Below are 26071 nucleotides of genomic sequence, written 5' to 3'. Positions count from 1 at the left end.
TGCCTCGCCGTTCATCGCCGCACAACACCGGGGTCAGTACGTTGATTACAATAAACCGCGAAAGGCTACTGTCAAGCGATACAGGCCCCCCTGGACACGAAAAGCGTACACTTCGTTACCTGGCGACCACCCGAGGAGCACGATGGCGGACGGTCCGACGTATCGCCGTATCGCGGACCACCTCCGCGAGGAGATACGAGCAGGCAAGTGGCAACCGGGGGACCGCCTGCCCAGCCACGCCGAATTGGCCGACCAGATGCAGGTTTCGCTCACCACCGCGCGTAATGCCATTCAAGTGCTGGTCACCGAGAATCTGGTCTATACGGCCACCTCCCGGGGCACCATAATTCGCAGCCGCGAAGTGCTGGAATCCGTGGTCACCGACCATATCCGCCCGGATCGGCCCCGGGCCGCCCACGATATCTTCGAAGAGATCGCGCGCGCCGCGGGCCGAGTGCCGACCAAGGAGTTCAGCGCGCGAATGGAACCGGCGGACCAGCGTGTCGCGCAGTGGCTCGGTATTCCGGTCGATTCGTGGGTGCTGGCCCGGACCGTCGTGCAGTATCTCGACAACGAACCGTGGTCGTGGGAGGTGAGCTTCTACCCCCGGGATCTGGCCGAGGCCACCGGGTTGGATTCACCGCACGATATTCCCGAGGGCACCACGCGCCGGCTGGCCGACCGCGGGCAGGGCGAGACAGCACACCGGGATTCGCTGGTCGCGCGGCCGGCGAACGCCGAGGAGGCCGCGGTGCTCGGTGTCGCCATGGGTACCTTTCTGCTCGATCATCTGCGGATCGGCGCCAACCACGATCGGGTCACCCGGGTGACCCGGCACCGTTCTCTCGCGGCGAGCAATCGGCTGGCCTACGAGCTGGGCGATTCGGCCGGGACCGCGGTGATCCGTGGCGTACTGGATCAGACCGATCGGTCGGAGATATGGTTCTAGCTCATGACGGTTCAGATTCGGCCGGCCGACCTCGATGACCTGGACCTGATCCGCCGCCTGCGGCTACAACGCTCGTCATGGCTCGCCGCCCGCGGCTCGGACCAATGGTCGATCGAGGCGTCCGGTCTGTCCATCGACTATTTCGCGCGCGCCGTATCGCGGTCGGTGACCCAGTGGGAGACCTGGATTGCCGAGGTGCACGGCGAACCGGCGGGGACGATCACTGTCAACGACCGTGCCGATCGGGAGTTGTGGACAGGCGCCGAACTGACGGACGCGCTCATCGTGCACTATCTGATCGTGGATCTGCGCTTCGCGGGATTCGGCGTCGGGCGGCGGCTGCTCGCGCACGCGGCGGCGCTGGCCCGGGCGCGCGGCCGGACTTGGGTACGGCTGGACGCGTGGACGACCAATACCGATCTGCACGCCTACTACCGGCGTGCCGGATTCCGGCTGGCCCGTGTGGCCGACCCGGACCGGCCGAGCCCGTCGTGCGCGCTGTTCGAACGGCATGTCGACGACTGGCTGCTGGAGGAACCCACCCTCGGCATTCGGACAGATCTGCCGCTGACCCAGCTGGCCCGCGATCCCATCGTCCTGCCTGTCTCCGGCTGATCCACCAGCTGCGTACGGATCGGAAGCTTTCGCGGTCGGACTTTCTCCCTCCTGGGAAAGACGCTGGGCCCGAATGCGACCGCGACCCGCCGGGACGGCATGATCGAGCGATATGCGAGCCCTGCTACAGCGTGTGACCTCCGCTCAGGTGAGCGTCGACGGCGAAGTGGTCGGCCGGATCGACCCCGCGTCCGGCGGTCTCCGCCACGGATTGCTCGCGCTGATCGGCGTCACCCACACCGATGACGAGTCCACCGCCCGGGCGCTCGCCGAGAAGATATGGCGGCTGCGAATTCTGGAGGACGAACGCAGCGCCGCCGATCTGCACGCGCCGATCCTGGTGGTCAGCCAGTTCACCCTCTACGCCGACACCCGCAAAGGCCGCCGCCCGTCGTGGTCCGCGGCGGCACCGGGCCCGGTCGCCGAACCACTGGTCCATCTCCTCGCCGAAACCCTCCGGCAGTCCGGTGCCACGGTGGCGGGAGGCCGCTTCGGCGCACATATGGAGGTGGAGCTCACCAACGACGGCCCGGTAACGGTCATGCTGGAGATCTGATCGGAGGAGCGACCCCGCCCCGCGCCGACCTGTCCGGCGCGGGATTCCGTACCCCCCGAAGCCGACGCCCTCCCCCGCCTGCCGACGATACGCGCCCGGGCATCGGCAAACGCCCCGTACGACCCGGACCGCGGCAGCGCGGGAGCCGCCGCGCGGGTCGCGCCGGCTATTCCGGGCGCGGGGTGAGAATGCGCGGCCCGTCCTCGGTCACCGCGACGGTGTGCTCCCAGTGCGCCGCACGGGACCCGTCGGTGGTCACCACGGTCCAGTCGTCGTCGAGGACCTTGGTGTCGTGGGTGCCCAGGGTCAGCATCGGCTCGATGGCCAGGACCGAACCGACCACCAGCCGCGGGCCCTTGCCCGGCTCGCCCTCGTTCGGCAGGAACGGGTCCAGGTGCATCTCCCGCCCGATCCCGTGCCCGCCGTAACCGTCGACGATGCCGTAGGAACGACCGTGCTCGGTCTCGGCCGCGCGGGTCCCGAGTTCGATCGCGTGCGAGACATCGGTGAGCCGGTTGTCCGGCACCATGGCTGCGATACCGGCCACCATGGACTTCTCGCATGCCTCGCTGAGCAGCCGGTCGGCCTCGATGAGGTCGCCCACGCCGAATGTCCACGCGGAATCGCCGTGCCAGCCGTCCAGCACCGCGCCGCAGTCGATGGACACCAGGTCTCCGGGGGCCAGCACCTCGGCCTCGGTCGGGATCCCGTGCACCACGCGGTCGTTCACCGAGGCGCAGATGGAGGCCGGGAAACCGTGATAGCCCTTGAACGACGGCACCGCTCCCGCGTCCCGGATCACCTGTTCGGCGACCCGGTCCAGTTCGAGCGTGGAAACCCCGGGTGCGGCGGCCGCGCGCACCGCGACCAGGGCGCGACCGACGACGGCACCCGCCGCCGCCATGGCGTCGAGCTCACCGGCGGAGCGGAACGGCACGACCTTCTTGTTCTTTCGACCGAAGACCATCTCGGGTCAGCTCCCCATCGCCGAAGGATTACCGCCGCGCCCGTGGCCCGGACTAACCGGTCGTGGCATTACGACCCAGCGCCTCCAGGGCCCGCGTGTTGACCTCGTCGACCTCGCCGACACCGTCCACCGAGACGACCAGGCCGTCGTAGTAGTTCAGCAGCGGCTGGGTCTCGTCACGGTAGATCCGCAACCGGGTACGGATGGTTTCCTCGTTGTCGTCGGAACGACCCCGGGCCAGCATCCGGTCGACCACCGTGTCCTCGGAGACCACGAAGCACAACACCGCGTCCAGCTCGCTGCCCAGATCGTCGAGGATCTTGGCGAGCGCGTCGGCCTGGTCGACCGTGCGGGGGTAGCCGTCGAGCACGAAACCGCGCGCGGCGTCGGGCTCGGCCACCCGGGACCGGACCATACGGTTGGTGACATCGCTGGGCACGAGTTCGCCCGCGTCCATGTAGCGCTTCGCTTCGAGGCCGAGCGGCGTCTGCTCACTGATGTTCGCGCGGAAGAGGTCACCTGTAGAGATATGTGGTACCCCCAGCTTTTCCGATAGCAGCACGGCCTGAGTGCCCTTGCCCGCTCCCGGCGGCCCGAGTAGTACAACTCTCACTTGAGGAACCCTTCGTAATTGCGATTCATGAGTTGGCTTTCGATCTGCTTCACGGTGTCCAGGCCGACGCTCACCATGATGAGCACGGCGGTACCACCGAACGGCAGATTCTGTGTTCCACCGGACGCGCCGATATCGAGGAACAGATTCGGCAGTACAGCGACCAGGCCGAGGTAGATCGAGCCGGGCAGGGTGATCCGGCTCAGTACGTAGGTCAGGTGGTCGGCCGTCGGCTTACCGGGGCGGTAGCCCGGGATGAAGCCGCCGAACTTCTTCATCTCGTCGGCGCGTTCCTCCGGATTGAAGGTGATGGCGACGTAGAAGTAGGTGAAGAAGACGATAAGGCCGAAGTAGATGGCGATGTACACCGGGTTGCCGGGGTTCACCAGATACTTCTGGATCGCCTCCTGCCACCAGCTGGGATCGGTGGCGGAGCTCGACCCGGTGAGCTGGGCGATCAGGTTCGGCAGGTAGAGCAGCGAGGACGCGAAGATGACGGGGATGACGCCCGCTTGGTTCACCTTCAGCGGAAGGTAGGTCGACGACCCGCCGTACATCTTGCGGCCGACGACGCGTTTGGCGTACTGCACCGGGATCCGGCGCTGGCCCTGTTCGACGAAGATGACCGCCATGATGATGAGCAGCGCGGCCACACACACGAGGCCGAACACCAGGCCGCCGCGGCTGTCCAGGATGGATTTGCCCTCGCCCGGGATACGGGCGGCGATACCGGCGAAGATCAGCAGCGACATACCGTTGCCGACGCCGCGTTCGGTGATCTGCTCACCGAACCACATCACCAGGGCGGCGCCCGCGGTCATCACCAGGACGATGATGACCATGCCGAAGATGCTGGTGTCGGCCAGGATGTCCTGCTGGCAGCCCTGCAGCAGCTGACCGCGCGCGGCCAGCGCCACCAGACCGGTGGCCTGCAGAATCGCGAGCGCGATCGACAGGTAGCGGGTGTACTGCGTCATCTTGGTCTGGCCGGCCTGGCCTTCCTTGCGCAGTTCCTCGAACCGCGGGATGACGACGGTCAGCAGCTGAACGATGATGCTCGCTGTGATGTAGGGCATGATGCCGATGGCGAACACCGACAGCTGCAGCAGCGCACCACCGGAGAACAGGTTGATGAGCTGGTAGATACCGGCGGAGTCACCACCGGAGACCAGGTCGATACATTCCTGGACCGCCCTGTAGTCGACCCCGGGCGACGGTAGCGCGGCACCGAGGCGGTACAACGCGACCAGCCCCAGCGTGAAGAGAATCTTCCGCCGCAAGTCCGTAGTCCGGAAGGCCGTAACGAAGGCGGAAAGCACAGATCCTCCTGGCGAACGACATGGTCAGGCCATGGGCTTTTTCAGCGTGTCCCGGTCGGAAATCGCCGAACCCATGACGGGTCTTGGCAGACAACACTTGAACTCTAACAGTGACGCCGGACGAGCCTGCACTCGTCCGGCGGCGCTGTGCCTTTCGACATGGTCGGGAGCGCTGCGTGGTTACACTGCGCTACCGCCTCCGCGCTTGACCCGACCATGTCGATCGTCGAAACCGGCGAACGTCAGCCCAGTTCGGTGGCGGTACCACCAGCGGCGGCGATCTTCTCCTTGGCGGAGCCGGAGAACTTGTCCGCGCTGATCTGGACGGCGACGGAGATCTCACCCTCGCCGAGCACCTTGACCAGCTGGTTCTTGCGCACCGCGCCCTTGGCGACCAACTCGTCCTTGCCGATGGTCCCCCCCTCGGGGAAGAGCTCGGCGATATCGCCCACGTTCACGACCTGGTACTCCACCCGGAACGGGTTGGTGAAGCCCTTCAGCTTCGGCAGCCGCATGTGGATGGGCATCTGCCCACCCTCGAACGCCGCCGGCACGTTCTTCCGCGCCTTGGTGCCCTTGGTGCCGCGACCCGCGGTCTTACCCTTGGAACCCTCACCGCGACCCACGCGGGTCTTGTCGGTCTTCGCGCCCGGAGCGGGCCGCAGATGATGCAGTTTGATGGTCATTGTCAGACCTCCTCAACAGTTACGAGGTGGCGCACGACATTGATCAGACCGCGGTTCTGCGGGTTGTCCTGCCGGACAACCGACTTGCGGATACCCCGCAGACCCAGGGTCCGCAGGCTCTCGCGCTGATTCTGCTTGGCGCCGATCGAGCTCTTGATCTGGGTCACCTTGAGATCTGCCATATCAGACTCCTTGTCCGGCACGGGCACGCAGCATGCCCGCGGGAGCGACGTCCTCGAGCGGCAGACCACGGCGAGCCGCGACCTCTTCCGGCCGCTGCAGCATCTTGAGCGCCGCGACGGTGGCGTGGACGACGTTGATCGCGTTGTCGCTACCGAGCGACTTGGCCAGGATGTCGTGGATGCCCGCGCATTCCAGCACGGCACGCGCGGCGCCACCGGCGATCACACCGGTACCCGGGGAGGCCGGGCGCAGCATGACCACACCGGCCGCCGCTTCGCCCTGCACCGGGTGGGTGATGGTGGAGCCGATCATCGGGACGCGGAAGAAGCCCTTGCGCGCTTCCTCGACACCCTTCTGGATGGCCGCGGGAACTTCCTTGGCCTTGCCGTAGCCGACACCGACCAGACCGTTGCCGTCACCCACGATGACCAGGGCGGTGAAGCTGAAGCGCCGACCACCCTTGACCACCTTGGAGACACGGTTGATGGCTACGACGCGCTCGAGCTGGTTCTTCTCGGCGGGGTCGTTACGACGGTCGCCACCGCCACGGCGGTCACCGCCACGGCGGTCACCGCGACCCCCGTCGGGGGCGTTCGAGTTCTGTCCGGCGGGTCCGTTTCCGCCGTCACGCCGCTGACGTCCCGGCATCAGACGTTCCTTCCGTTCACACAGGTATGTGCAGTCATGTTGGTCATCAGAACTTCAACCCGCCTTCCCGAGCGGCATCGGCGAGCGCCGCGATCCGGCCGTGGTAGTCGTGGCCACCGCGGTCGAACACCACGGCCTCCACACCGGCGGCCTTGGCGCGCTCGGCGATCAGTTCGCCGACCTTCTTGCCCTTGGCGGTCTTGTCGCCCTCCAGCGCGCGGACGTCGGCCTCGATGGTCGACGCCGAAGCGAGGGTGCGACCGGCCGAGTCGTCGACCAGCTGCACGTGCAGGTGCCGCGAGGAGCGGTGCACGATCAGCCGCGGACGCGCGGTGGTGCCCTCGATCTTCTTGCGCAGGCGGAAGTGGCGACGCGTCTTGGACAGCCGCCGGCGAGTGGAAGCATCCTTGCCCAGCGGAATGCGCTTGGCCTTCTGATTCTCGGTTTGCGCCATGATCACTTACCCGTCTTTCCGACCTTGCGGCGAACGACCTCACCGGCGTAGCGGATACCCTTGCCCTTGTACGGGTCGGGCTTGCGCAGACCGTGGATGACCGCCGAAATCTGGCCGACCTTCTGCTTGTCGATCCCGGATACGGAGAACTTGGTGGGCGATTCCACCGCGAAGGTGATGCCCTCGGGCGCCTCGATCGGCACCGGGTGGCTGTAGCCGAGGGCGAACTCGAGGTTGCTGCCCTTCTGCTGCACGCGGTAGCCGACGCCGAAGATTTCCATCTTCTTCTCGTAGCCCTGGGTGACACCGGTGACCATATTGGCGATCAGGGTCCGGGTCAGGCCGTGCAGCGAGCGGCTGCGACGTTCGTCGTCCGGGCGGGAGACCACCAGGCGGCCGTCTTCCTGCGCGACACTGATCGGCTCGGCGATGGTCAGCGACAGCTGGCCCTTGGGGCCCTTCACCGCGACGTCCCGGCCATTGATGGTCACTTCCACGCCCGCGGGAACCGCGACGGGATCCTTACCGATACGCGACATTGTCCGTACCTCCCCTTACCAGACGTAGGCGAGGACTTCCCCGCCCACTCCCTGCTTGGCCGCCTGACGGTCGGTGAGCAGGCCGGTCGACGTGGAGATGATCGCCACGCCGAGGCCGCCCAGGACCTTGGGCAGGTTGGTGGATTTCGCGTACACGCGCAGACCCGGCTTCGACACGCGGCGCAGACCCTGCAGGCTGCGTTCCCGGCTGGGGCCGTACTTGAGGTCGACGACGAGGTTCTTACCCACGGTCGCGTCCTCGGTGCGGTAATCGGCGATGTAACCCTCGCGCTTCAGGATCTCGGCGATATTCGCCTTGAGTTTCGAATGCGGAGCCTTCACCTGATCGTGGTACGCCGAATTGGCGTTGCGCAGACGAGTCAGAAAGTCTGCGATCGGATCGGTCATGGTCATAGTTCGACCTCGACACCTTTCTCGCTGCGGTTCCCATACAACACCCACGCCAGTGGGCGCGGGCCGTGGGCCTACAGCAATTCGGCTGGTCCGGACGGCAGTCACCGCCGGATGAGTTCGTATCGCCCGGGGGCCCACACGGGGCCGCCCATGGACACAGAAGTGCCCTGGCAACCGGTCTAGTGTAGGAGCTGGCTCGAGTACGACAAAATCAGGGCCCTGGAATCCTGCCTTGACCAGGTAATCTGGCCGTATGACGGAGAAGGGGAACTTCGAGGACCGGCTCTCGGCCCTCGAGAGTGAAATGGGAGATATCAAGCATCGATTGCAGCGCACCGAGAAGGATGCGGCCGCGGCTCGGGTGCTTGCGGGCGGGGCGGATCGCGACACCTCGGAGCTCCGGATCGAGCTGCGCGAGTTCCGCGAACAGAATATGCGTCTACACAACGCGACGAGGTCCGATATCGCCGATATCCGCGGCGACATCACCGGGATCCACGGCAATATCACCGACATCCGCGGCGACATCACAGAGATCCGCGGCGAACTCGGACAGCTGAACGGCAGGGTCGACACATTGACCCTGGAGATGCGGAGCAAGTTCGACATGCTGACCGCCGGCCAGCAGCAGATCGTGAACCTGATCACGCTCGCCCTCGACGGCAAGGGCGGCGACCGGTAGGCAAAGGCCGGGCGAACGCACGCGCGGTTCCGGCCTCGCGAGTCCTACGGCACGACCGGCCACGAATCGGTGATCACCGCGCGACCACGCCCAATTCGGCCGGCGGTATCGAAGCGACCAGGGCCCCGGAGCAGTTGCTCCGGGGCCCTGACTCATCCTGCTTCCGTACCGGTGCTCACCAGGAGCTCTTGTGCACCTCCGGCAGCTCACCGAATTGTTCGGTCTCCACCTCGTCCGGCCCGGCCGACTCGGGGAGCGGTTCCGCCCGCAGGTCCATATCGAGGCCGTCCACATCGTGCTCGCCGACGTGCACCTGTGCCGTGGACGGTGCGTACCCGGTCGCCACGACCGTGTAGGTGCCCTCGCCCAGGTTCCCGAACGCGTAGGAGCCGTCCGCGTCGGTGGCCACGGTCTCGATCACAGTGCCGAGGGAATCGGTGAGGGTGACCCGGGCCTGCGCCAGCGGCCTGCCACCGCCGCGCACCACGCCCGCCACCCGCACACCCGGGCGCAGCAGCACCTCGAGCAGTGCGGTGTCCCGGCTGCTCACCCGCGCCGACACCGCGGTGGGGTGGTAGCCGAACGCGCTGACCGCCACGGTGAACTCCCCTTCGGGCAGGCCCGCGAGGTCGAATCCGCCGGAGGCGTCGGATTCCGCGGCGGCCAGCACCTCACCGCGCATATCCAGGGCGGTGACGGTGGCACCGGCCACGGCGGCGCCGTCGCCGGTGCGCGCGACCGTACCGGTGAGTCCGGCCAGGGTGGTGAGGGTGACGTCGTAGGAGATCGGGTTGCTGCCCAGCACCGCGGTTGACGCGTCGGGGCGGCGGCCCTCGGCCGAGGCGATCAGCACGTACGAACCGGGGGCCGGGGCCGCGATCTCGTAGAAACCGTCCTGCCCGGACAGCGCCCGGCCCAGCTGCCGGCCCGACGGCGAGATCAGTGTGAGGGTCGCACCGACCACCGCGACACCCCGCGCGTCGTACACCCGGCCGAAAAGGATGGAGCCGCTCCCGCTCGGCTGCGGCACAGTCCCGGCCGAGGCATTCGTGCTGTCGGTTTCCGCCGCGGCGAAGGTCGCCGCTTCGGGGGCCGCGTGCCGGGGTCCCGCGGCGGGCACCGACCCGTTGGTCGCGGCCCGGCCGGGTTCGGCATCGTCGACGACCCGCTCGGCTTCCACCGAGAGGCCGGCGGGCGCGGCGGGAACCGCTTCGGCGACCGCGTGCACCGTGTCGGCTTTCGCGGTGTCCGGCTGTGCGGCGGTGACCGCCGCCGCGGCGGCACGTTTGGCGGTGGGGATGGTCAGGGCGATGACCGCGGCCGCCGCGGCGACACCGCAACCGATCAGGATGCCGACCTCGAAACCGTGCTCGGTGGGCACCGAGATACCACCGGCGAAGGTGGTGCTCATCTCGGCGAGTACCGCGCCGATGGCCGCCGAGGCGACCGAGGTACCGATCGAACGCATGAGGGTGTTGAAGCTGTTGGCGGCCGAGGTCTCGGTGATCGGCACCGCGCTCATGATCAGCGCGGGCATGGCGCCGTAGGCGAAGCCCACGCCGAGGCTGATGATGATGGCGCCGACCATCAGCCCCCAGGGCTCGCCCATGAGCGGCACCGAGGCGCCGTAACCGGCCGCGATGATGATCGCGCCGAGGACCAGGGTCACCTTGGGCCCGGCCAGCGCGGACAGTTTCGCGCTGAGCGGCGAGGACAGCATCATCATCAGGCCACCCGGCGCCATCCACAGACCCATGGCGACCATCGACTGGCCCAGCCCGTAGCCGGTGGCCTCCGGCAGCTGGAGCAGCTGCGGGAAGATCAGCGCCTGCGCGAACATCGACATACCGATGACGATCGAGGCGGCGTTGGTCAGCAGGACCCGGGGGCGGGCGGTGACCCGCAGATCGACCAGCGGATCACGCGAGCGCAGTTCCCACGCGCCCCACAGCAGCAGCACCACCACGGCGGCGACGAACAGGGAGATCGTCGTGACACCGGTCCACCCCCAGCTCGCGCCCTTCGACACGGCCAGCAGCAGGCAGACCAGCGCGACGCCCAGACCGAGTGCGCCCAGTACATCGAACCGGCCGCGTTCGGCGCGCGGCGGCGTCGACGGCACCACCGCGAAGATCAGTGCACCGGCCACCGCCGCCAGCGCGGCGACACCCCAGAACAGGTACCGCCAGCTGCTGTATTCGACGACCGCGGCGGCCAGCGGGAGCCCGAGCGCGCCACCGACACCCAGCGAAGAACTGATCAGCGCGATACCGGAGCCGAGCTTGGCGGGCGGCAGCAGATCGCGCAGGGCGGCGATACCGACCGGGATCAGGCCCACGCCCATCCCCTGCAGGCCGCGGCCGATGAGCATCGGCCACAGCGAAGAGGACACGGCACAGATCACCGAGCCGATGACGAGCGGGACCACCGATCCCACCAGCACGGGCCGCTTACCGAGCAGGTCACCGAGCCGGCCGGCGACCGGCGTCGTCACCGCGCTGGCCAGCAGGCTCGCGGTCACCACCCAGGTCGCGTTCGAGGGTTCGGTGTCCAGGATCTCCGGTAGCTGCCCGAGCAACGGCATCACCAGGGTCTGCGTCAACGACGCCACGATCCCGGCGTATGCGAGCACCGCCAGTACCGCCGCGGGGCGGACGACGGGTTCGGGTTTGGTCACGAGCGTGCTCCTCGATATGCGAAAGTCAGCCGATGTGCATAGTACACATAACATGCATGATGCAATCTAACCAATTCGGCCGTGTGAACATGCGGCGCCGCCCGGACGGGCGGGGCAGCGGGCCACATCGCTCGGGCGGCAGTACGCGAGACACGGTTTCCCGCCCGTGCGGTGGGCCCCCGGAATCGCCGCCGAGCCGATCGACCGGCAGGTCCGGGCATCGCGGCGACCACAGCGGCAGTGGTTCGTCCAAAGCCTGCGCACCGGTCACCCGGGCGGGCCCCGCGGGATGCCGGTACCGCAGCGGGTCTCCCCGCGGAATCCCTCCCGGATCGCCTCGGTACTGCACCATTGGGAGCTGTGCAGTACACGCTCGCCGATATCCTGCCGTCGATCGCCGCGTCGTTCGGGTCCGACGCGCCCGGCCCACTCGGCCTCACCCCCAACCGGGACGTCGTGTTGCTGCTGGTCGACGGTCTGGGCGCCGAACTACTGGCGCGCCACCGCGATCTCGCTCCCACACTGGCGGCCCACCACACCACCACACTCACCGCCGGGTTCCCGGCGACCACCGCGACCAGCCTCACCAGCCTGGCGCTCGGCGCCCCCTGCGCGACGCACGGCATCATCGGCTACAGCTTCGCCGTGCCCGCCGCCGCCGACGGCATGCGGCTGTTCAACTCCTTGCGCTGGCGATTCGACTCCGCGACCGGGGAGGACGCGCGCGAGACCTACCCGCCCGAATCGGCGCAACCGCGTCCGAGCCGCCTGCAGGAACTCGCCGCGCGCGGTGTGGAGGTGCACTACGTGGTCCCGGAGTACCAGGTGCGCTCCGGCCTGACCCGGGCGTCGTTCCGCGCACCGGGAATCCTGAACCCCGCCACCACTCTCAACGAGCTCCGGGCCGGAATCCTGGCGGTGGCCCGTCACCCGGGCACGGGGTCGCGATTCGCCTACGCCTACCTCCCCGACCTCGACTCGGCCGGCCACCTGCACGGCCCCGAATCACCCGAGGCGCTGGCGGTCCTGCGGGATATCGACGCGTTCGCGGCCGGACTGTTCGGCGAACTGCCCGGTACCTGCACACTGCTGATCACGGGCGACCACGGGATGATCCACGCGGACCACGCGATCGACCTCGACGCGTACGAGGTGCTGCACCGCGACGTGGCCCTGATCGCGGGCGAGGCCCGGGTCCGCCACGTCTACCTCCGGCACACCGCCGCACGAGCCGACGCACTGGCGGCCTGGCGGGAGCAGCTGGCCGGGCACGCCCAGGTGGTGACCCGTGAGCAGGCCCTGGACGAACGCTGGTTCGGTCCCACTCCACCGTCGCCGGTGATCAGCAACCGGATCGGGGATCTGCTCGCCGTCGCGGCGGGCCGGACCGTGCTGGTGCGCCCGGAGCACGAACCGCTGGAGTCGGCGATGGCCGGCCACCACGGCGCCCGGACACCGGACGAACAACTGGTGCCGCTCATCGCGTCGTGCTGACTCCGGAGAATCGGCGTGCACCGGATCATGCCGTCCCGCGACAGCGCTACCTGCACGCTCGCTTCACCGGACCCGAGCACTGCCCGTCCCCGCGGCGTGCGCGTCCGCGCCGTGGACTTATCGAGCCGACACCGGATCAACCCCAACCGCCGGCTCGGTGACCGACGGTGAACAGGGCCGATACGTCGATCCGCAACGAGTACCGGTTCACCGCCCCGGGGCCCCACCATCCGCACCCAGCGTCGTGGGCCCCGGGCGGGCCCTCGCGTCGCGTCAGAAACGTCCGCCGCGGCTGATCCGTCGCGATCCGCCCGACCCGCCGAAGGACCCCGCCCGGTACCCGCCGTGATGCCCGCGACCGCCGCTCATTCCACCGCCCATCCCGCCGCGCAGCATGCTGTCGATGAGGATGCCGCCCAGGATCGCGCCTGCCTGCGCCCCACCCGACGGCGGCCGCCGGACCTCCCACGTCCGTACCCCGGCCTGCGCTTCCTGCAGTGCACGACCCCCGAGGTCGGCGGCCCGGCGCGCGTGATCGAGCGCGGCGGCCGGGTCCGCGGTGCGCAGCCGCTGCGCCTCGTCCAGGTGCCGCTGCGCCTCCGACAGGCGGGTGCGGGGCATCGCGTCCATCGCGCCCCGGCGGGTGGCGATGAAATCGGTGGCCATCCGTACCCGGGTGGCCGCGTCGCCGAGCGTCTGATCCAGCCGGCGCGCCAGGTCCGCGGCGGCGGTCTTCCGGGCACCGGCCGCGGCCAGCGCGCGATCCAGATCCCCGTCGGCGGCGACCGCGTCGTGGTACACGCCCAGCGGATCGGCCGCGGCGGCGGTGTCCGCACGCGCCAGCACGGTCCGGGCAGCGGCGACGGCCGTCTCCAGTTCCGGGCCGCCGTGTTCGGTCAGTTCGGCGGCGGCGGCGAGGTCGCCGCGCAACTCGTCGAGGACGGCGGGCAGGCCCGCCCGCGCCTGCTGGATATGGGCCGCGGCACCGTCCACGGCGTCGAGCAGGGTGCGGGCCTGGCCGATGGCGCCCTCGGCCGCCCGGATATCGGCGACCGCCCCGCCCTGCTCGCCCACGGGCCGGGCGATTTCCCGGCGGCCGTCGTCGACACAGTCGTCGGCGAAAGCGATCCGTTCGCGGGCCATGGTGACGTTGTCGGCGATCGGTGCGAGCACACTGGCGGGATGGGCGCCCGCCAGCCGGGCCAGTTCGGCTTCCGAGGCCGGGATGCGGCCGGTGAGGTCGACGATATCGCGGGTCAACGCATCCAATCGGGGCCCGGCATCGATGAGCAGATCGCGCATGGCGTCGAACTCGGCGACGCGGGCGTCGAGTTCGCGGTCGGCGTGCCCGGCGGTGGTGATCAGATCGATCAGCAGGGTGCGCTGTTCGTCGGGCGTCTCGGGGATGGCGTCGTCGAGCCGCTGCTGTATCGCGAACGCTTTCGCGGTGGCGGCGCGCGCGTTCTCCAGCGCGGTACGGAAGGGCAGCACCGCCGGCTCGCCGAACTCCCCGACGGCCAATTCCAATTCCTCGGCGCTGGTCCGTACGGCATTGTCGAGTTCGACGAGGATCTCGCGCGACCGCGCGTGCAACGCCTCGAGCGGTAGCGCCGCGAGGGCGGCGGGGTCGGTGGGATCGGTCCGCCGGGCCTGTTCGAGTTCGGCCCGGTCCCGAGCGCGGCGCCGGTAGCGCTGATACAGCATCAGGCCTGCCAGGGCGAGCACGATGAGCGCGCCGATGAGCAGCACCGGCCCCGTACTCACTCCGCCCCCGCTCATCGCCGAACCGATCCCCTGGGCGGCGACGACACCGGCGTCGGCCCACCGGCTGTCGCGCAGCGCGGGTTCGACCCGGTCGGTGAACAGCCGGTCGATCTCGGATTCGCTCACTCCGGCCGGGCGCTCACCGTCGAAGGCGTAGGCGCGGTCCCGGGTCGCCACCGCCAGCAGCAGATCCCGGTTGCCGAAGCCGGATTCCCGCGCGGTCTGCGTGGCCCAGTCCTGCGGGCTGTCCCCGGCGAAATCGTTCACGTAGGCGACCCAGAGCCGCGCCTTGTGATCGGCGTAGAGGGTATCGACCGCCGCACGAACGCGCTGGGCGTCACCGGGGTCGAGCGCACCGGCCGAATCGGTGACGTAGGTGTCCATCCGGGTGGGCTGCTCCGCCGCCGCGCCCGGCGCCGCCACCGCGGTGAGGCACACGAGGCCGAGCACGAACCACGCGATCCGGCGCAGCGGGTTGGTCGAGGTCGGCATGTCACCGAATGTAGCGTGCGCGAGCGCACGGGCAGGTGGTCGCGATGCGCCGTCCGCGACCGTTTCGCGGTGAACGACCGGCGACGCGTGGATCCCCATCGGTCTCTCCGACCCGGACGCAAATCCCACTTCGCCTGACGGCTGCGGGATCCGATGTTCCGGCCGCGCCACCCGGCGCACGGCACGGCCGGCCTGGGCATGTTCCGGCGTGGCGAGACATTGCGCGGCTTCGTGGCCGGGGCCGGAATTCCGTTGCACGCGCCCGGGCGACCCCGCACGATGAGGCCATGCCGACCTTTGCCGATTTCGACCGTCGCCACTACCGAACGGTCGATGTGGCCACGGGTTACGACGGATGGGCACCCACCTACGAGCAGACCGTGCTCGACGATATGGATCTCGCGCTGCTCGACCGGCTGCGCCGGCCGGCGTGGCGGCAGGTGCGGCGGGCAGCCGACCTGGGTTGCGGCACCGGCCGCACCGCGGCCTGGCTGCGTGAGCGCGGTACCGCGCAGATCGACGGCATCGACCTCAGCGAAGGAATGCTGCGACGCGCCCGGGAGCGCGGTGTCCACACATCGCTCTCGCACGGCGATGTCCGCGAGACCGATTTCCCCGGCGCCGCCTACGATCTCGTGATCTCCTCGCTGATCGACGAACATCTGCCCGATCTCGCGCCGTTCTACACCGAAGCGCGCAGACTGGCCGCACCCGGCGGCGTATTCGTCCTGGTCAGCTACCACCCGCAGTTCATGATGGTCACCGGTATGCCCACCCACTACACCGGCTCCGACAGTGAGCCGCTGGCCATATCCACCCACCTGCACACCTTCAGCGACCATGTGACGGCCGGGACCGCGGCCGGATGGCAACTCGCCGAACTCGCCGAGAGCGGTATCGACGATGCCTGGATCACCGCGAAACCCAAGTGGGCGCACCTGCGCGGACACCCGTTCACAATGGCATCGGTCTGGACCTGATCGACCCGTCCCGGACGTACTCGCCACACCGCCCGGCCGGCATCGGGATCCGCCGGCCCGGGCGGTGCTCATCGGCGGATCAGCGGGTGACGGTGACGCTCACGCCCGGCGGCGCCGCGATCGGCTGGTCGATGATGATCGACAGGGTCGACCCCGGCCGGTCGGCGGCGCGGCCCGCGTATTCGGTGATGCTCTCACCGAGACGTTGTTTTGCCTCCGGGGTGAAGTTGGGCGGCAGTGCGCCGAGCAGCGGGCCGAGGTTCAGATCCTCGATCGCCCGCGCCTCCGCGTCGGTGAGGTGCACGGTGACCGCTTCCGCGGATCGATCGACCGACAGCGCCGAAGCCGAACCGCTCCCGAGAACGAGACAGCCGGCCGAGGCCGCGAGGACGGTCAGTGGAAGGTGGAATCTCACGAAATATCTCCTGTGTAATCGTCTGATCGTGGGTGTTCGATGTGCTCTTGTGCCGCCGTGCGGCAGTCGGCAGGGCCCTTGTGCAGTCGGACGACCGCGGGCCGAACCGGAGGCGATAAGGCAATTCTCTTGCGGTACGTTCCTTTCTTCGGGACCCGGCGCGGGGCCGGCGCGCCCGTTTCCGGACAGCTCCACCGACGCCTCTCGGGTGCGCGAAGACCACCCCGCCGGGTACTGCGCGGCAGCGAGCGAGGGAAAACGGTTGTCAGGAACGGATCGGTGCGCGGCGGCCGGACCGCGGCACGCCTTTCGACTCCCGGTAGCGCCCACACCCCGCAGGACACGGACCGGCTCCCCGGGTCACTCCACAGCACGCGCAGCTGTCTCCAGAATCCGCACGGCCTCTATCGGACAGCTCTCACCGGCCTGCGGGCATCGGCCCACCGGCTCGGCGTAGGTCTGTCACCTCCGGCAGACGCAGAGGTGCAGCAGAATCTCTTCTCCGGTCGCGGCCGCGGCGGGCGCCGGTAGCGCCGACGGCGATATACGGCGCGTGTATTCCAGCAGTCCCACAACGAGACCCATGAAAAGCAGCGCGACAGGCCACAGGTCGTCGAACCGGGGCCGCGGTGCCGCGGCACGTGCGCAGGCATAGCGGCAGTGCACGGACTGCCCGCCCGTCTCACCCGGCCGCTCAACCTCGGTTTCGGCCGAATTATGCACCGCAACAAGGGAAGACACCAGCGAGACATAGGTGGTCTCACGCGGATCGACCAGCTGTCCGTCGCGTACCTCGAGCGTCAGCACCACGGCGGCGAAGACGAGCACGAGCACCCGCAGCAGCTCCGGCGCTCGCGCGATATGCCTCACAGTCGCCGATACTAACCGACGCCACCCGCGCCCGATTCCTCCGGTTCTCCTCGAACCTGAGAGCGAATTCGACTATGCCGCAACAGCTACCGTTTCGGCTCCGCGCCCGGACACCGGCCGCTCCGAACCGAGCACCGCACCGATACGCCCGGCGGAAGTCGCCCGCCGGTACACGCGGGCACTACCACCGGTTCGCACCGAACACTGCCTGCGCAGCGAACGGCACCGTCGCTCATGCCACGGCGGCGAAGCCACCGTCCGCGACCGGCCCGGCAGACCCCGCCAATGCGCTTCCCGACGATTACCGGCTCCGTCCGCCACCCCGGAAAATGTTATGCAGCCGATACACAGCAAACGCCCTGGCAAACATTCAGCACGGACGATACTCGGAGCATCGCACGTCGGAAGCGCGCCGGCCCCGACAGCGAATCGGATTGCTACAACCACCGGGCCGGAGGGCACGCAGGACACATATCCACTTCAACCCGAAATCGCCGTCTGCCAACCGCCGCTTTCTCCTGGTCCATCGGAGCGGACCGCAGCGGCGATCCGATCCATCCCGCCGATGATCGATTGCTTCCGGCTGCACGGGTCGACCGACCGGACAGCCGGCAAATCATCACCCATCAGCACAGTTCACAAGTAGTAAGAGAATTACATGCCTTCGACAACAGCTGTTCGATCGACACTCCTGGCAGCGCCAGAAGAGTTCCCCTGGGATCGCTTCCAGATGTACAACACCTCGATGGGAATTTCCGCAGGCGTATCCCTTCTATTGATTGTCTCGCTGGGGCGAAAAATTTTGGAGGGAAAACCTTCGGACTTCGACGGATACGCGTTGGCCCTCGGAATCAACGGCGCATTGCTGACGTTTCTCGGTGGGCATATGACCGTCGAATGGCCGTTTTCGGTGGTCCCCCAGGCGAATATAATATTCGGCGAAGGATCGCTGGCTCTGGGCGTTCTACTGCTGGCCGCCGCGTTCTATTTGTGGAAGATCCGATCGCGGGCCGGGGGCGAAGACATCGCGAGCCTTTTCACGACGATGAGACCGGTGTCCTACCTGGTCGCCGCCGTCGGCGCGGGAATGGCCGCAATCGGAGTCGCCGGCATCAAGTACCAGCTGTTCGGCGCCCCTCCGGAAGAGCCCATCACCGGTCGATTCGCCGATTCACCGATGTTGGAGTCGGTATTCATCTCGGCACTGTTCTTCCTCATCGCGACAGGAGCCGTCCTGACACCGGCGTTCACCAAGAACAGCAATCGAGTGGTGGGTCTTGTCATAGCGATATGTTGGTGCCTCTCGGGCACCGCATGGATAGCGTTCTCCGTACTGAACTACTTCACCCATATCGGCCTCATCATGAACACGTCCTAGACGTATCCGGTAAAAGACACCGCGCGAATATCGACCGCAGAGCTCGTTTTTCCGGTCGCGCACCGAGCCGACCGCGTCGAGCCGATGGCCAGAAGACAGGACCATCGAGAAGGACCCGAGCCGAGGCTCGGGTCCTTCTCGATATCGTGAACACCGGACGGGCGACCACCCGCCCGGCTCAGCTCACCAGGAGCTCTTGTGCACGCCCGGCAGCTCGCCGCGGTGCGCCATTTCACGCAGGCACACGCGGCACAGACCGAACTTGCGGTAGACCGCGTGCGGCCGGCCGCAGCGCTGGCAGCGGGTGTAGGCGCGGACAGCGAACTTCGGCTTGCGGTTGGCCTTGTTGACCAGTGCTTTCTTGGCCATGTCTCAGTTCTCCTTGAACGGGAAGCCGAGGTGCTTCAGCAGGGCACGGCCTTCTTCGTTGTTGGTCGCGGTGGTGACAACGGTGATATCCATACCGCGCGGACGGTCGATCTTGTCCACATCGATCTCATGGAACATCGACTGCTCGCTCAGGCCGAACGTGTAGTTGCCGTTGCCGTCGAACTGCTTGGGCGACAGGCCGCGGAAGTCGCGGATACGGGGCAGGGCGATCGAGACCAGCCGGTCCAGGAACTCCCACATCCGGTCGCCGCGCAGCGTTACCTTGGCGCCGATCGGCATACCCTCACGCAGCTTGAACTGCGCGATGGACTTGGTGGCCTTGCGGATCTGCGGCTTCTGGCCGGTGATCAGGGCAAGGTCGTCGACCGCGCCATTGATCAGCTTCGCGTCGCGGGCGGCGTCACCGACACCCATGTTCACCACGACCTTGACCACGCCCGGGATCTGCATGACGTTGGCGTAGTTGAACTCGTTGTTCAGCGCGTCCTTGATCTCTTCGCGGTAGCGCTGCTTGAGCCGGGGCTGCACTTTCTCGGTGGTGGTCATATCAGATGTCCTTCCCGTTCTTACGGGAGATCCGAACCCGCTTGCCGGTTTCTTCGTCGGTGCGGTAGCCGATCCGGGTCGGGTTACCGTCCGAGTCGACGACCATCACGTTGGACACGTGGATGGGCGCTTCCTGGGTCACGATGCCGCCGGAGGAGGCGCCACGCAGGTTCGCGGAGTCCGCGACGTGCTTCTTGATCCGGTTCACGCCCTCGACCAGGATCCGGTTGTCCTTCGGGAAGGCCTGGATGACCTTGCCCTTGGCACCCTTGTCCTTGCCCGAGACGACGAGCACGGTATCGCCCTTGTGCACCTTCATGTCAGCGTCCTTTCGACATGGCCGAGAGCGCTACGCGGTTACGCTGCGCTACCTTCTCCGCGCTTGACTCGGCCATGTCAGAGCACCTCCGGGGCCAGCGAAACGATCTTCATGAACTTCTTGTCGCGCAGCTCGCGCCCGACCGGGCCGAAGATGCGGGTGCCGCGCGGGTCGTTGTCCGCCTTGATGAGTACGGCGGCGTTCTCGTCGAAACGGATGTAGGAACCATCCGGACGGCGCCGTTCCTTGGTGGTGCGCACCACGACGGCCTTCACCACGTCACCCCGCTTGACGTTGCCGCCGGGGATGGCGTCCTTCACAGTGGCGACGATGACGTCGCCGATACCGGCATAGCGGCGCGACGAACCACCGAGAACGCGGATGCAGAGGATCTCCTTGGCACCCGTGTTGTCGGCGACGCGCAGCCGCGACTCCTGCTGAATCACTTCAGCCTCCTCGACCTGGACGATAAGCACGCCGGATTGCCGACCCGACGGGCATGGTCTGTCGCCACCCGAACGCGCGCCTACCAGCGGTTCTCTACGATCTCGACGATCAACCACCGGGGGTTCGCGGCCGAATCGCGGGCACCGGGCCCGCAGGCAACCGGTCAAGGATAGCGAACCCCCAGCTCGAACCCGAAATCGGGCCCGCCGAGCGGAACGGATGGTCCCGCCGCCCGTACCGACCGGCAGTACCCCGCACGGGGGATACAGGACAATTCCTCCAGGGCGGTCACCACCATTCTCCTCGACCAACACGGCGCGGAGTTCGGTGCGCGACGCGACGTCGGCGAGGGAGAAGGTGTGGACGGACAAGACCCGGCGGCGGATGTGATCCGTCAGGACAACTGGTTGATGCTGGTCGATCCCCGCCTGCGGGACAGCGCGCCGGATGCGACACCGCCGTCGGAGTCGATCGTCGGTGGATGGCTGCTCGACGCGGACGGCGCGCCCGGTCCGTTCCAGCCCAATCCGAACTACGAGCCCGCCGACGATACGACTCCGACCGACCCCACCGACGCCGTACTGCGGCGGCTCGCCCATGGTGACGATGTCGGCGGCGAGATAGTTCCCGCACTCCTGGACGCCGTCGTCGAGATCGGTTGCGACGAATTCGACGAGCCGCTGGTGGGGCGCGCGCCCGATGGAGCCCCCTGTGTGGCAGTGGCCACCGCCGCGGTGCACAAGCGGTGCGTCGAGGCAGCTCGGTGGTGGCCGATACAGGGCTGCGAGCTGCCCGGGATCGTTCCGGCCGGCGTCGATATCCTGCTCAATCCGGGCAGCCCGGATCAGTTCCGGCTCCGCACCAGGGCGCTGCGGCCGACAGCAACCGATCAGCCGGGGGCCCGCGGGCAGAATCACTGAGCGGTTCGCGTACTTCTCTCCCGGTGACCTGAGTCCGATGAAGCCACTGCGGCCACTGGAGCCGCGCGGGCCCACCGAAATACTCGCGGAGCGACTCTGCGATGCCCTCGATCTCGCGGCAGCCGAGCTACGCCGGCGAATTGCCGCGAAAGCGGCCGATCTACGCGCGGTGGCGGACCATTATGTCACGGTCGACGCCAAGGGCTCGCGACTGTTCGAGCAGTCCTCCGTGGAGTCGCCGCACTTCGTCGGCCGAACCGTGAGCAGACGCGGCTCCGGCCGGTTGCTCGAATTCACCGCGGACCAGATCCGCAGCGTCGCGGTGGTGGACCCCGACAAGAACGTGGTCGGCGTCCGCTATCCGTCGAAGCTCCGGGACAGCAAGAACACCCTTACCTTCACACCAAAAGGTTATTCGAAGATCCGGAGTGAATACACCGAGGCGTTCACCACCTTCAGCTCTTCACCGATGCGGCGGCTGCTGGAAAGAATCCTGCCGCTGGCCCGCAGGCCGAAATGGTCCTTCGGCAGATCGTGGCCTGCCCCCTGGCCGAACGAGAAGCTGATATTCACCCGAGCCCATGCCGGACCGCACGGGTACACGATTCATGTCGAGAAAAAGCTGGTGGGCAATCTGAACAGGTGGGTGCGCGTACGGGTGGACGGAAAGACGTACGGCAACATCCTGAACTTTCGACGTCTACGCTCCCAAATCCGACCAGTACACCTTCTGGTCCGAGAGCAAGGGCGATCTGGTCCGGCAAGAAGCCGGCGGGATGACCGAACAGGCGGTCGTGGTCCGGCCCGAGGTAGCGGGAACGCCGACTCCGTGGCAGGTGTACCGGGCAGCTCGGGACGGCCCCGGTACGCCAGGCTGAAATCTCGGCGAATCCGGCCGGTGCATATCTCCCGGCGCGACGCCGCAACAGGGCGCCGGTAGCCTCATGGGGCCGGTTCGCCTAGAAGAGGTGCGGGGTCTCGCATCGGGGAGAGGTTTCGTTGAAATCATCGGATCGTCGAGTGGTGCTCGATCGCCGCGGGTTCCTCGTCGCGCTGGGGCTGGCGCCCGCGGCCGCGTGGCTGGCCTCCTGTTCCGAGGCGACACCCATCAAGCTGGTGACCGTCGATATGAGCGGTTCCGATCCGGCGATCCGGCCCCAGGACGATCTCTACCGGCACGTCAACGGTAAATGGTTGCGCGAGTACCAGCTGCCGCCGGACAAGACCGCCTACGGGGCGTTCAGCGAGGCCGGGGAACGCACTCAACAGCAGTTGCGGGAGATCATCGAGAGCATCAGCGACCCGGAGGACGGGACCGAGGCCCAGCAGATCCGCGATCTCTACGACGCGCGGATGGATCTGGACGAGATCGAACGGCTGGGCTTGACGCCCCTGGACTCGATGTTCGCCGAGATCGAGGACGCGAAGGACAAACCGGCCCTCGCCGAGGTGATGGGGCGGCTACCGATCGGCGGGCTGATCGGTATCGGGGTGGGTATCGACCAGAAGAACTCCTCGGCCTATATTCCCGCGATCGGCCAGTCCGGGCTGGGCCTGGACGAGCAGTACTACCGCGACCCGCAGTTCGCCGAGGAACTGGCCGGCTACCGGACCTACCTGGAACGCCTGGCCAAGGGCGCGGATCTGCCCGACCCCGCCGGGGTGGCCGGGCGGCTGCTGGACCTGGAGAAGCGGATCGCCGCCGCCCACTGGGACAATGTGCGCAACCGCGACGCGGAGGCCACCTACAACGTCTTCGACTGGGACAAGGCCACGGCACTGGCCCCCGAATACGACTGGGATCCGTGGCTGCGCGGGATCACCGACCGGCCCAAGGACCTGTTCGCGAAAGTCGTGGTGAACCAGCCCTCGTTCGTCACCGAAGCGGGCAAGATCTGGGCGGCGACCGATATCCCGATCTGGCGCGACTATCTGAAGCTCGCCGTACTCAAGACCTACGCGAACGTGCTGCCCAAAGAGATCTCCGACGCCAATTTCGATTTCAACGGACGGCTGATGTCCGGGCTGAAGCAGCGGCCCGAACTGTGGAAGTCGGCCGTGGGATCGGTGGACAGCAACCTCAGCGAACAGCTGGGCAAGCTGTACGTGGACAAACATTTCCCGCCCGAGGCCAAGGAACGGGTCGAGGCGATGGTCGACGATCTGATGACCGCCTACCGGGAGAATTTCACCGACTCCACCTGGATGTCCCCCGAGACCCGCAAGGCCTCGATCGAGAAATTGGACAAGATCGGCACCAAACTCGGGTATCCCGACAAGTGGGTGGACTACTCCGGACTGGAGATCACCCGCGGCAAGCTGATCGAATCCCTGCGCGCCATCAATGATTTCGAGGTGAAGCGATCCTTCGACCGGCTCGGGAAGCCGGTGGACAAGGCCGAGTGGAGTGCCTCACCGCAGACGGTGAACGCCTACTATTCCGCCACCAACAACGAGATCGTGTTCCCCGCCGCCTTCCTGCAGCCGCCGTTCTTCGACAAGGACGCCGAGATCGCGGTGAACTACGGCGGCGTCGGCGCGGTGATCGGGCACGAGATCGGGCACGGTTTCGACGACCAGGGTTCGAAGTTCGACGGGGACGGTAACCAGCGCGACTGGTGGACCCCCGCCGACCGGGACGCCTTCGACGCCAAATCCCAGGCGCTCATCGAGCAGTACAACGCCCTGGTTCCCGAGGGGCTGCCGCCGGAACAGCATGTGAACGGCGCGCTGACCGTCGGCGAGAACCTGGCCGATCTGCGCGGGCTGCAGATCGCGCTGGCCGCCTACCGGATCGCCGAACAACGCCAGGGTGTCACGAACCCCGATTACCGCACCATGTTCAATTCCTATTCGCGGATCTGGCGCTCCAAGCAGACCCCCGAGGTCACCGAACGGCTGCTCGCCGGCGATACCCATTCCCCCGACGAGTTCCGGGTGAACCAGGTGGTCCGCAATATCGCGGAGTTCTATCGCACCTTCGGTGTGGTGGAGACGGACAAGCTCTTCCTGCCCGAGGATCAGCGCATCGAACTGTGAGCCGCCGGGGAGCGGCCGGCGCCGCTTCCCGCGCAGTGCACGCCCCGGCGGCGGGCACCGCCGAGGTCACGGCCGCTACCCACCCGAGTTAGCCAAGCCTGTCCTATGCTTGTGCTGCCACGCGGAAGGACCGCGCCGGCAGCCCGTGCCGGGGAACAGCGTCGACGATGCAGACGTCGCGACCTTCCCGCGGTAGGTCTCCGGCCGTGTTCCTCGCGATCGCCGGGACACGCACGACGCTGTCCCGCGTCGTCGAGGCGTTCGCGCCGGCATCCGCCGACGCGGTGGAACAGCAACCGCGCGGCGACCCAGGTTCGATCGATACGGAGAAGAGCGGTTGTCGTCCACCCTCGCGCACGGGCAACTCCGGTACGCGCTACGCACCGGAGTGACCTGCCTCACCCTCCCCCGGGGGGCGGTGCTGCTGAATCCCCCGCAGAAGAAGCAATTGACCGGTCTGTCCGCAGCGGGCCGTGACGCGCTGAAAACCCTCAACCGCGGGCCGGCTCTGCTGTCGGCGCTCGCGCCCGAACCGGACGGCGAGGTCGCGCGGTTGCTGGGGCAGCTCGCCACGGAGGGCTGGCTGGCGACCACCGTGCTGGACGGCGAGCGGGACCTCTACACCCTCGACCCGTTCACCACGCCACCGGACCGGCCGGGGGGTCCACCACCCGTGCCGGGCGCCCTGTCGAAATTCGCGATACTGCGCCGGGATACGTCCGGATTCGTCCTCGAACACCCGCTGTCGTGGTGCGATCTGCGGATCGGTGATCCGCGGATCGTCGCGGTGCTGGGCGGCCAGGACCCCGCCGAATCGGGACTACCGGCCGAACTCGTCGAACGACTCGCCGGCGATCTGCACTGGGGCGGCTTCACCGCGGATCCGGCTCGGGAGACCGCGGAGTTCACCCGGCGCAGTTGGAGCGCACCGGATCTCTGGTTCCATCGGCGCAGTACGCTCGGCCCGCGCACGGTCACCTGGGAGCATTTCGGTCCCACCAAATGGGCGAAGGGCCGATTCCCGCAGCCCGACGCCCGCAAACCCGTGTATCCGGGTGCACCCGTCGCGTTGCCGGTACCCGACCTGGACGCGCTGCGCGCGGCGGACCCGAGCCTGACCGCGGTCCTGGAGGATCGCTACTCGTGCCGGGAGTACGACGATGCTGCCCCGATCACCCGATCCCAGCTGGCCGAGCTGCTGTATCGCACGGCCCGCACCAGGGAGACGAAATCGGCCGGCCCGGGCGAGGAACTGCTGTCGCGCCCCTACCCCTCGGGCGGCGGGGTCTACGAGATCGAGGTCTATCCGATCGTGCGTTCCGTGGCCGGTCTGGAACCCGGTATGTATCACTACGACTCGTTCGGGCACGCCCTGCACCGGATCGCCGAACCGGACTCCCCTGAGGTGCGCCGGCTGGTTCGGTCCACTTCGGCGACCCTGGTCGGCGGGGCGGAACCGCAGGTCGTACTGTTGCTCGCCGCGCGTGCGGGCCGGGTGATGTGGGCCTATGAGCAGGTGGCCTACGCCAGCATTCTCAAACATGTCGGAGTGCTGATGCAGACCGTCTACCTGGCGGGGACGGCCATGGGGCTGGGTGTCTGCGCCCAGGGCTTCAGCGATACGGCCGCGTTCGTCGCGGCCGCCGGAGTGGACGAACTGGAGGAATGCGGGGTCGGCAGCATTATCGTCGGCTCCCCCGTCCAGGGGTGACCGA

Annotated in this window: 28 protein-coding genes and 1 pseudogene; 10 read left to right on the top strand and 19 right to left on the bottom strand. The window is 67.7% G+C overall.

Translation table 11 applies throughout. The annotated features are described in order from the left end of the window. Positions 1–142 precede the first annotated feature (142 nt). The 3 genes from ABZV91_RS11545 (at position 143) to dtd (ending at position 2120) form a co-directional block, all read left to right on the top strand. A complete protein-coding gene (locus ABZV91_RS11545; RefSeq protein WP_355239080.1) occupies positions 143–949 on the top strand; it encodes a GntR family transcriptional regulator in 807 nt (268 codons plus the stop codon). Positions 950–952: 3 nt separating this feature from the next. After that, positions 953–1564, top strand: coding sequence for a GNAT family N-acetyltransferase (locus ABZV91_RS11540; RefSeq protein WP_355239077.1), 612 nt, complete (start codon positions 953–955; stop codon positions 1562–1564). A gap of 112 nt (positions 1565–1676) precedes the next feature. Continuing rightward, positions 1677–2120 carry a D-aminoacyl-tRNA deacylase gene (gene dtd, locus ABZV91_RS11535; protein ID WP_355239075.1) on the top strand — a complete coding sequence of 148 codons (444 nt, stop codon included), beginning with the start codon at positions 1677–1679 and terminating at the stop codon, positions 2118–2120. A 166-nt stretch (positions 2121–2286) separates the two neighbouring features. Here the strand turns inward: dtd and map are convergent, their stop codons facing one another. From map to rpsH, 9 genes are all read right to left on the bottom strand, one after another. Further along, positions 2287–3087, bottom strand: coding sequence for a type I methionyl aminopeptidase (gene map, locus ABZV91_RS11530; protein WP_355239072.1), 801 nt, complete (start codon positions 3085–3087; stop codon positions 2287–2289). A 52-nt stretch (positions 3088–3139) separates the two neighbouring features. After that, positions 3140–3700, bottom strand: coding sequence for an adenylate kinase (locus ABZV91_RS11525; protein ID WP_030522644.1), 561 nt, complete (start codon positions 3698–3700; stop codon positions 3140–3142). Next, positions 3697–5019, bottom strand: a complete 1323-nt coding sequence (gene secY, locus ABZV91_RS11520) for a preprotein translocase subunit SecY (RefSeq protein ID WP_355239069.1) — start codon at positions 5017–5019, stop codon at positions 3697–3699. The genes ABZV91_RS11525 and secY overlap by 4 nt, the downstream gene beginning before the upstream one ends. A gap of 242 nt (positions 5020–5261) precedes the next feature. Further along, positions 5262–5705 carry a 50S ribosomal protein L15 gene (gene rplO / locus ABZV91_RS11515; RefSeq protein ID WP_355239067.1) on the bottom strand — a complete coding sequence of 148 codons (444 nt, stop codon included), beginning with the start codon at positions 5703–5705 and terminating at the stop codon, positions 5262–5264. Positions 5706–5707: 2 nt separating this feature from the next. Next, positions 5708–5887 carry a 50S ribosomal protein L30 gene (gene rpmD / locus ABZV91_RS11510; protein WP_355239064.1) on the bottom strand — a complete coding sequence of 60 codons (180 nt, stop codon included), beginning with the start codon at positions 5885–5887 and terminating at the stop codon, positions 5708–5710. Position 5888: 1 nt separating this feature from the next. Then, positions 5889–6536 carry a 30S ribosomal protein S5 gene (gene rpsE, locus ABZV91_RS11505; protein WP_030522648.1) on the bottom strand — a complete coding sequence of 216 codons (648 nt, stop codon included), beginning with the start codon at positions 6534–6536 and terminating at the stop codon, positions 5889–5891. Positions 6537–6582: 46 nt separating this feature from the next. Beyond that, complete coding sequence (rplR, locus tag ABZV91_RS11500; protein WP_030522649.1) at positions 6583–6990, bottom strand: 50S ribosomal protein L18; 408 nt, start codon at positions 6988–6990, stop codon at positions 6583–6585. A 2-nt stretch (positions 6991–6992) separates the two neighbouring features. After that, positions 6993–7529, bottom strand: coding sequence for a 50S ribosomal protein L6 (gene rplF, locus ABZV91_RS11495; RefSeq protein WP_355239059.1), 537 nt, complete (start codon positions 7527–7529; stop codon positions 6993–6995). Between the two features lie 15 nt (positions 7530–7544). Further along, positions 7545–7943, bottom strand: a complete 399-nt coding sequence (gene rpsH, locus ABZV91_RS11490; RefSeq protein ID WP_039822465.1) for a 30S ribosomal protein S8 — start codon at positions 7941–7943, stop codon at positions 7545–7547. Between the two features lie 253 nt (positions 7944–8196). Between rpsH and ABZV91_RS11485 the strand changes: the two genes are divergently transcribed. Further along, entirely contained in the window at positions 8197–8625 is a 429-nt protein-coding gene (locus ABZV91_RS11485) for a hypothetical protein (protein ID WP_355239056.1), read from the top strand. Positions 8626–8800: 175 nt separating this feature from the next. Here ABZV91_RS11485 and ABZV91_RS11480 read toward each other — a convergent pair whose 3' ends face one another. Next, positions 8801–9613: a carboxypeptidase regulatory-like domain-containing protein gene (locus ABZV91_RS11480; protein ID WP_355239136.1), complete on the bottom strand. Its 813-nt coding sequence runs from the start codon at positions 9611–9613 to the stop codon at positions 8801–8803. 285 nt (positions 9614–9898) lie between these two features. After that, a pseudogene (locus ABZV91_RS11475) lies at positions 9899–11302 on the bottom strand (MFS transporter); the annotation flags it as partial. Between the two features lie 360 nt (positions 11303–11662). Between ABZV91_RS11475 and ABZV91_RS11470 the strand changes: the two are divergent. After that, positions 11663–12796, top strand: coding sequence for a nucleotide pyrophosphatase/phosphodiesterase family protein (locus tag ABZV91_RS11470; protein ID WP_355239053.1), 1134 nt, complete (start codon positions 11663–11665; stop codon positions 12794–12796). Between the two features lie 273 nt (positions 12797–13069). Here the strand turns inward: ABZV91_RS11470 and ABZV91_RS11465 are convergent, their stop codons facing one another. Next, positions 13070–15052, bottom strand: coding sequence for a TPM domain-containing protein (locus ABZV91_RS11465; protein WP_355239051.1), 1983 nt, complete (start codon positions 15050–15052; stop codon positions 13070–13072). 287 nt (positions 15053–15339) lie between these two features. Between ABZV91_RS11465 and ABZV91_RS11460 the strand changes: the two genes are divergently transcribed. After that, positions 15340–16032, top strand: a complete 693-nt coding sequence (locus tag ABZV91_RS11460; protein WP_355239048.1) for a class I SAM-dependent methyltransferase — start codon at positions 15340–15342, stop codon at positions 16030–16032. A gap of 79 nt (positions 16033–16111) precedes the next feature. On the opposite strand, the gene ABZV91_RS11455 is transcribed toward ABZV91_RS11460, so the two are convergent. Then, the gene (locus ABZV91_RS11455; RefSeq protein ID WP_355239046.1) at positions 16112–16447 is read right to left on the bottom strand and encodes a hypothetical protein; all 336 of its coding nucleotides are present in this window, start codon (positions 16445–16447) and stop codon (positions 16112–16114) included. 462 nt (positions 16448–16909) lie between these two features. Continuing rightward, a complete protein-coding gene (locus ABZV91_RS11450; protein WP_355239043.1) occupies positions 16910–17317 on the bottom strand; it encodes a hypothetical protein in 408 nt (135 codons plus the stop codon). A 658-nt stretch (positions 17318–17975) separates the two neighbouring features. Here ABZV91_RS11450 and ABZV91_RS11445 point away from each other — a divergent pair. Beyond that, positions 17976–18695, top strand: a complete 720-nt coding sequence (locus tag ABZV91_RS11445; RefSeq protein WP_355239040.1) for a DUF981 family protein — start codon at positions 17976–17978, stop codon at positions 18693–18695. 183 nt (positions 18696–18878) lie between these two features. Here ABZV91_RS11445 and ABZV91_RS11440 read toward each other — a convergent pair whose 3' ends face one another. From ABZV91_RS11440 to rplN, 4 genes are all read right to left on the bottom strand, one after another. Further along, positions 18879–19064 carry a type Z 30S ribosomal protein S14 gene (locus tag ABZV91_RS11440; RefSeq protein WP_014349101.1) on the bottom strand — a complete coding sequence of 62 codons (186 nt, stop codon included), beginning with the start codon at positions 19062–19064 and terminating at the stop codon, positions 18879–18881. 3 nt (positions 19065–19067) lie between these two features. Continuing rightward, positions 19068–19631, bottom strand: coding sequence for a 50S ribosomal protein L5 (gene rplE, locus ABZV91_RS11435; protein WP_063060518.1), 564 nt, complete (start codon positions 19629–19631; stop codon positions 19068–19070). Between the two features lies 1 nt (position 19632). Continuing rightward, positions 19633–19950, bottom strand: a complete 318-nt coding sequence (gene rplX, locus ABZV91_RS11430; RefSeq protein WP_355239036.1) for a 50S ribosomal protein L24 — start codon at positions 19948–19950, stop codon at positions 19633–19635. Between the two features lie 77 nt (positions 19951–20027). After that, positions 20028–20396, bottom strand: a complete 369-nt coding sequence (gene rplN / locus ABZV91_RS11425) for a 50S ribosomal protein L14 (RefSeq protein ID WP_014349098.1) — start codon at positions 20394–20396, stop codon at positions 20028–20030. Positions 20397–20756: 360 nt separating this feature from the next. Between rplN and ABZV91_RS11420 the strand changes: the two genes are divergently transcribed. Further along, a complete protein-coding gene (locus tag ABZV91_RS11420; protein ID WP_355239033.1) occupies positions 20757–21317 on the top strand; it encodes a type VII secretion system-associated protein in 561 nt (186 codons plus the stop codon). A gap of 411 nt (positions 21318–21728) precedes the next feature. Here the strand turns inward: ABZV91_RS11420 and ABZV91_RS11415 are convergent, their stop codons facing one another. Beyond that, positions 21729–21890, bottom strand: a complete 162-nt coding sequence (locus ABZV91_RS11415; RefSeq protein WP_355239030.1) for a hypothetical protein — start codon at positions 21888–21890, stop codon at positions 21729–21731. A gap of 450 nt (positions 21891–22340) precedes the next feature. On the opposite strand from ABZV91_RS11415, the gene ABZV91_RS11410 reads away from it, so the two are divergent. Further along, on the top strand, positions 22341–24356 hold the full coding sequence (locus ABZV91_RS11410) for a M13 family metallopeptidase (protein ID WP_355239028.1): 2016 nt from the start codon (positions 22341–22343) through the stop codon (positions 24354–24356). 337 nt (positions 24357–24693) lie between these two features. Continuing rightward, positions 24694–26067, top strand: coding sequence for a SagB family peptide dehydrogenase (locus ABZV91_RS11405; protein WP_355239025.1), 1374 nt, complete (start codon positions 24694–24696; stop codon positions 26065–26067). The last annotated feature ends 4 nt before the right edge of the window (positions 26068–26071 follow it).

The sequence above is a fragment of the Nocardia sp. NPDC004568 genome (assembly GCF_040609955.1).
GTDB lineage: Bacteria > Actinomycetota > Actinomycetes > Mycobacteriales > Mycobacteriaceae > Nocardia.
The sequence above is the reverse complement of the archived record's forward strand: the minus strand, read 5'-3'. Positions and strand labels throughout refer to the sequence as shown.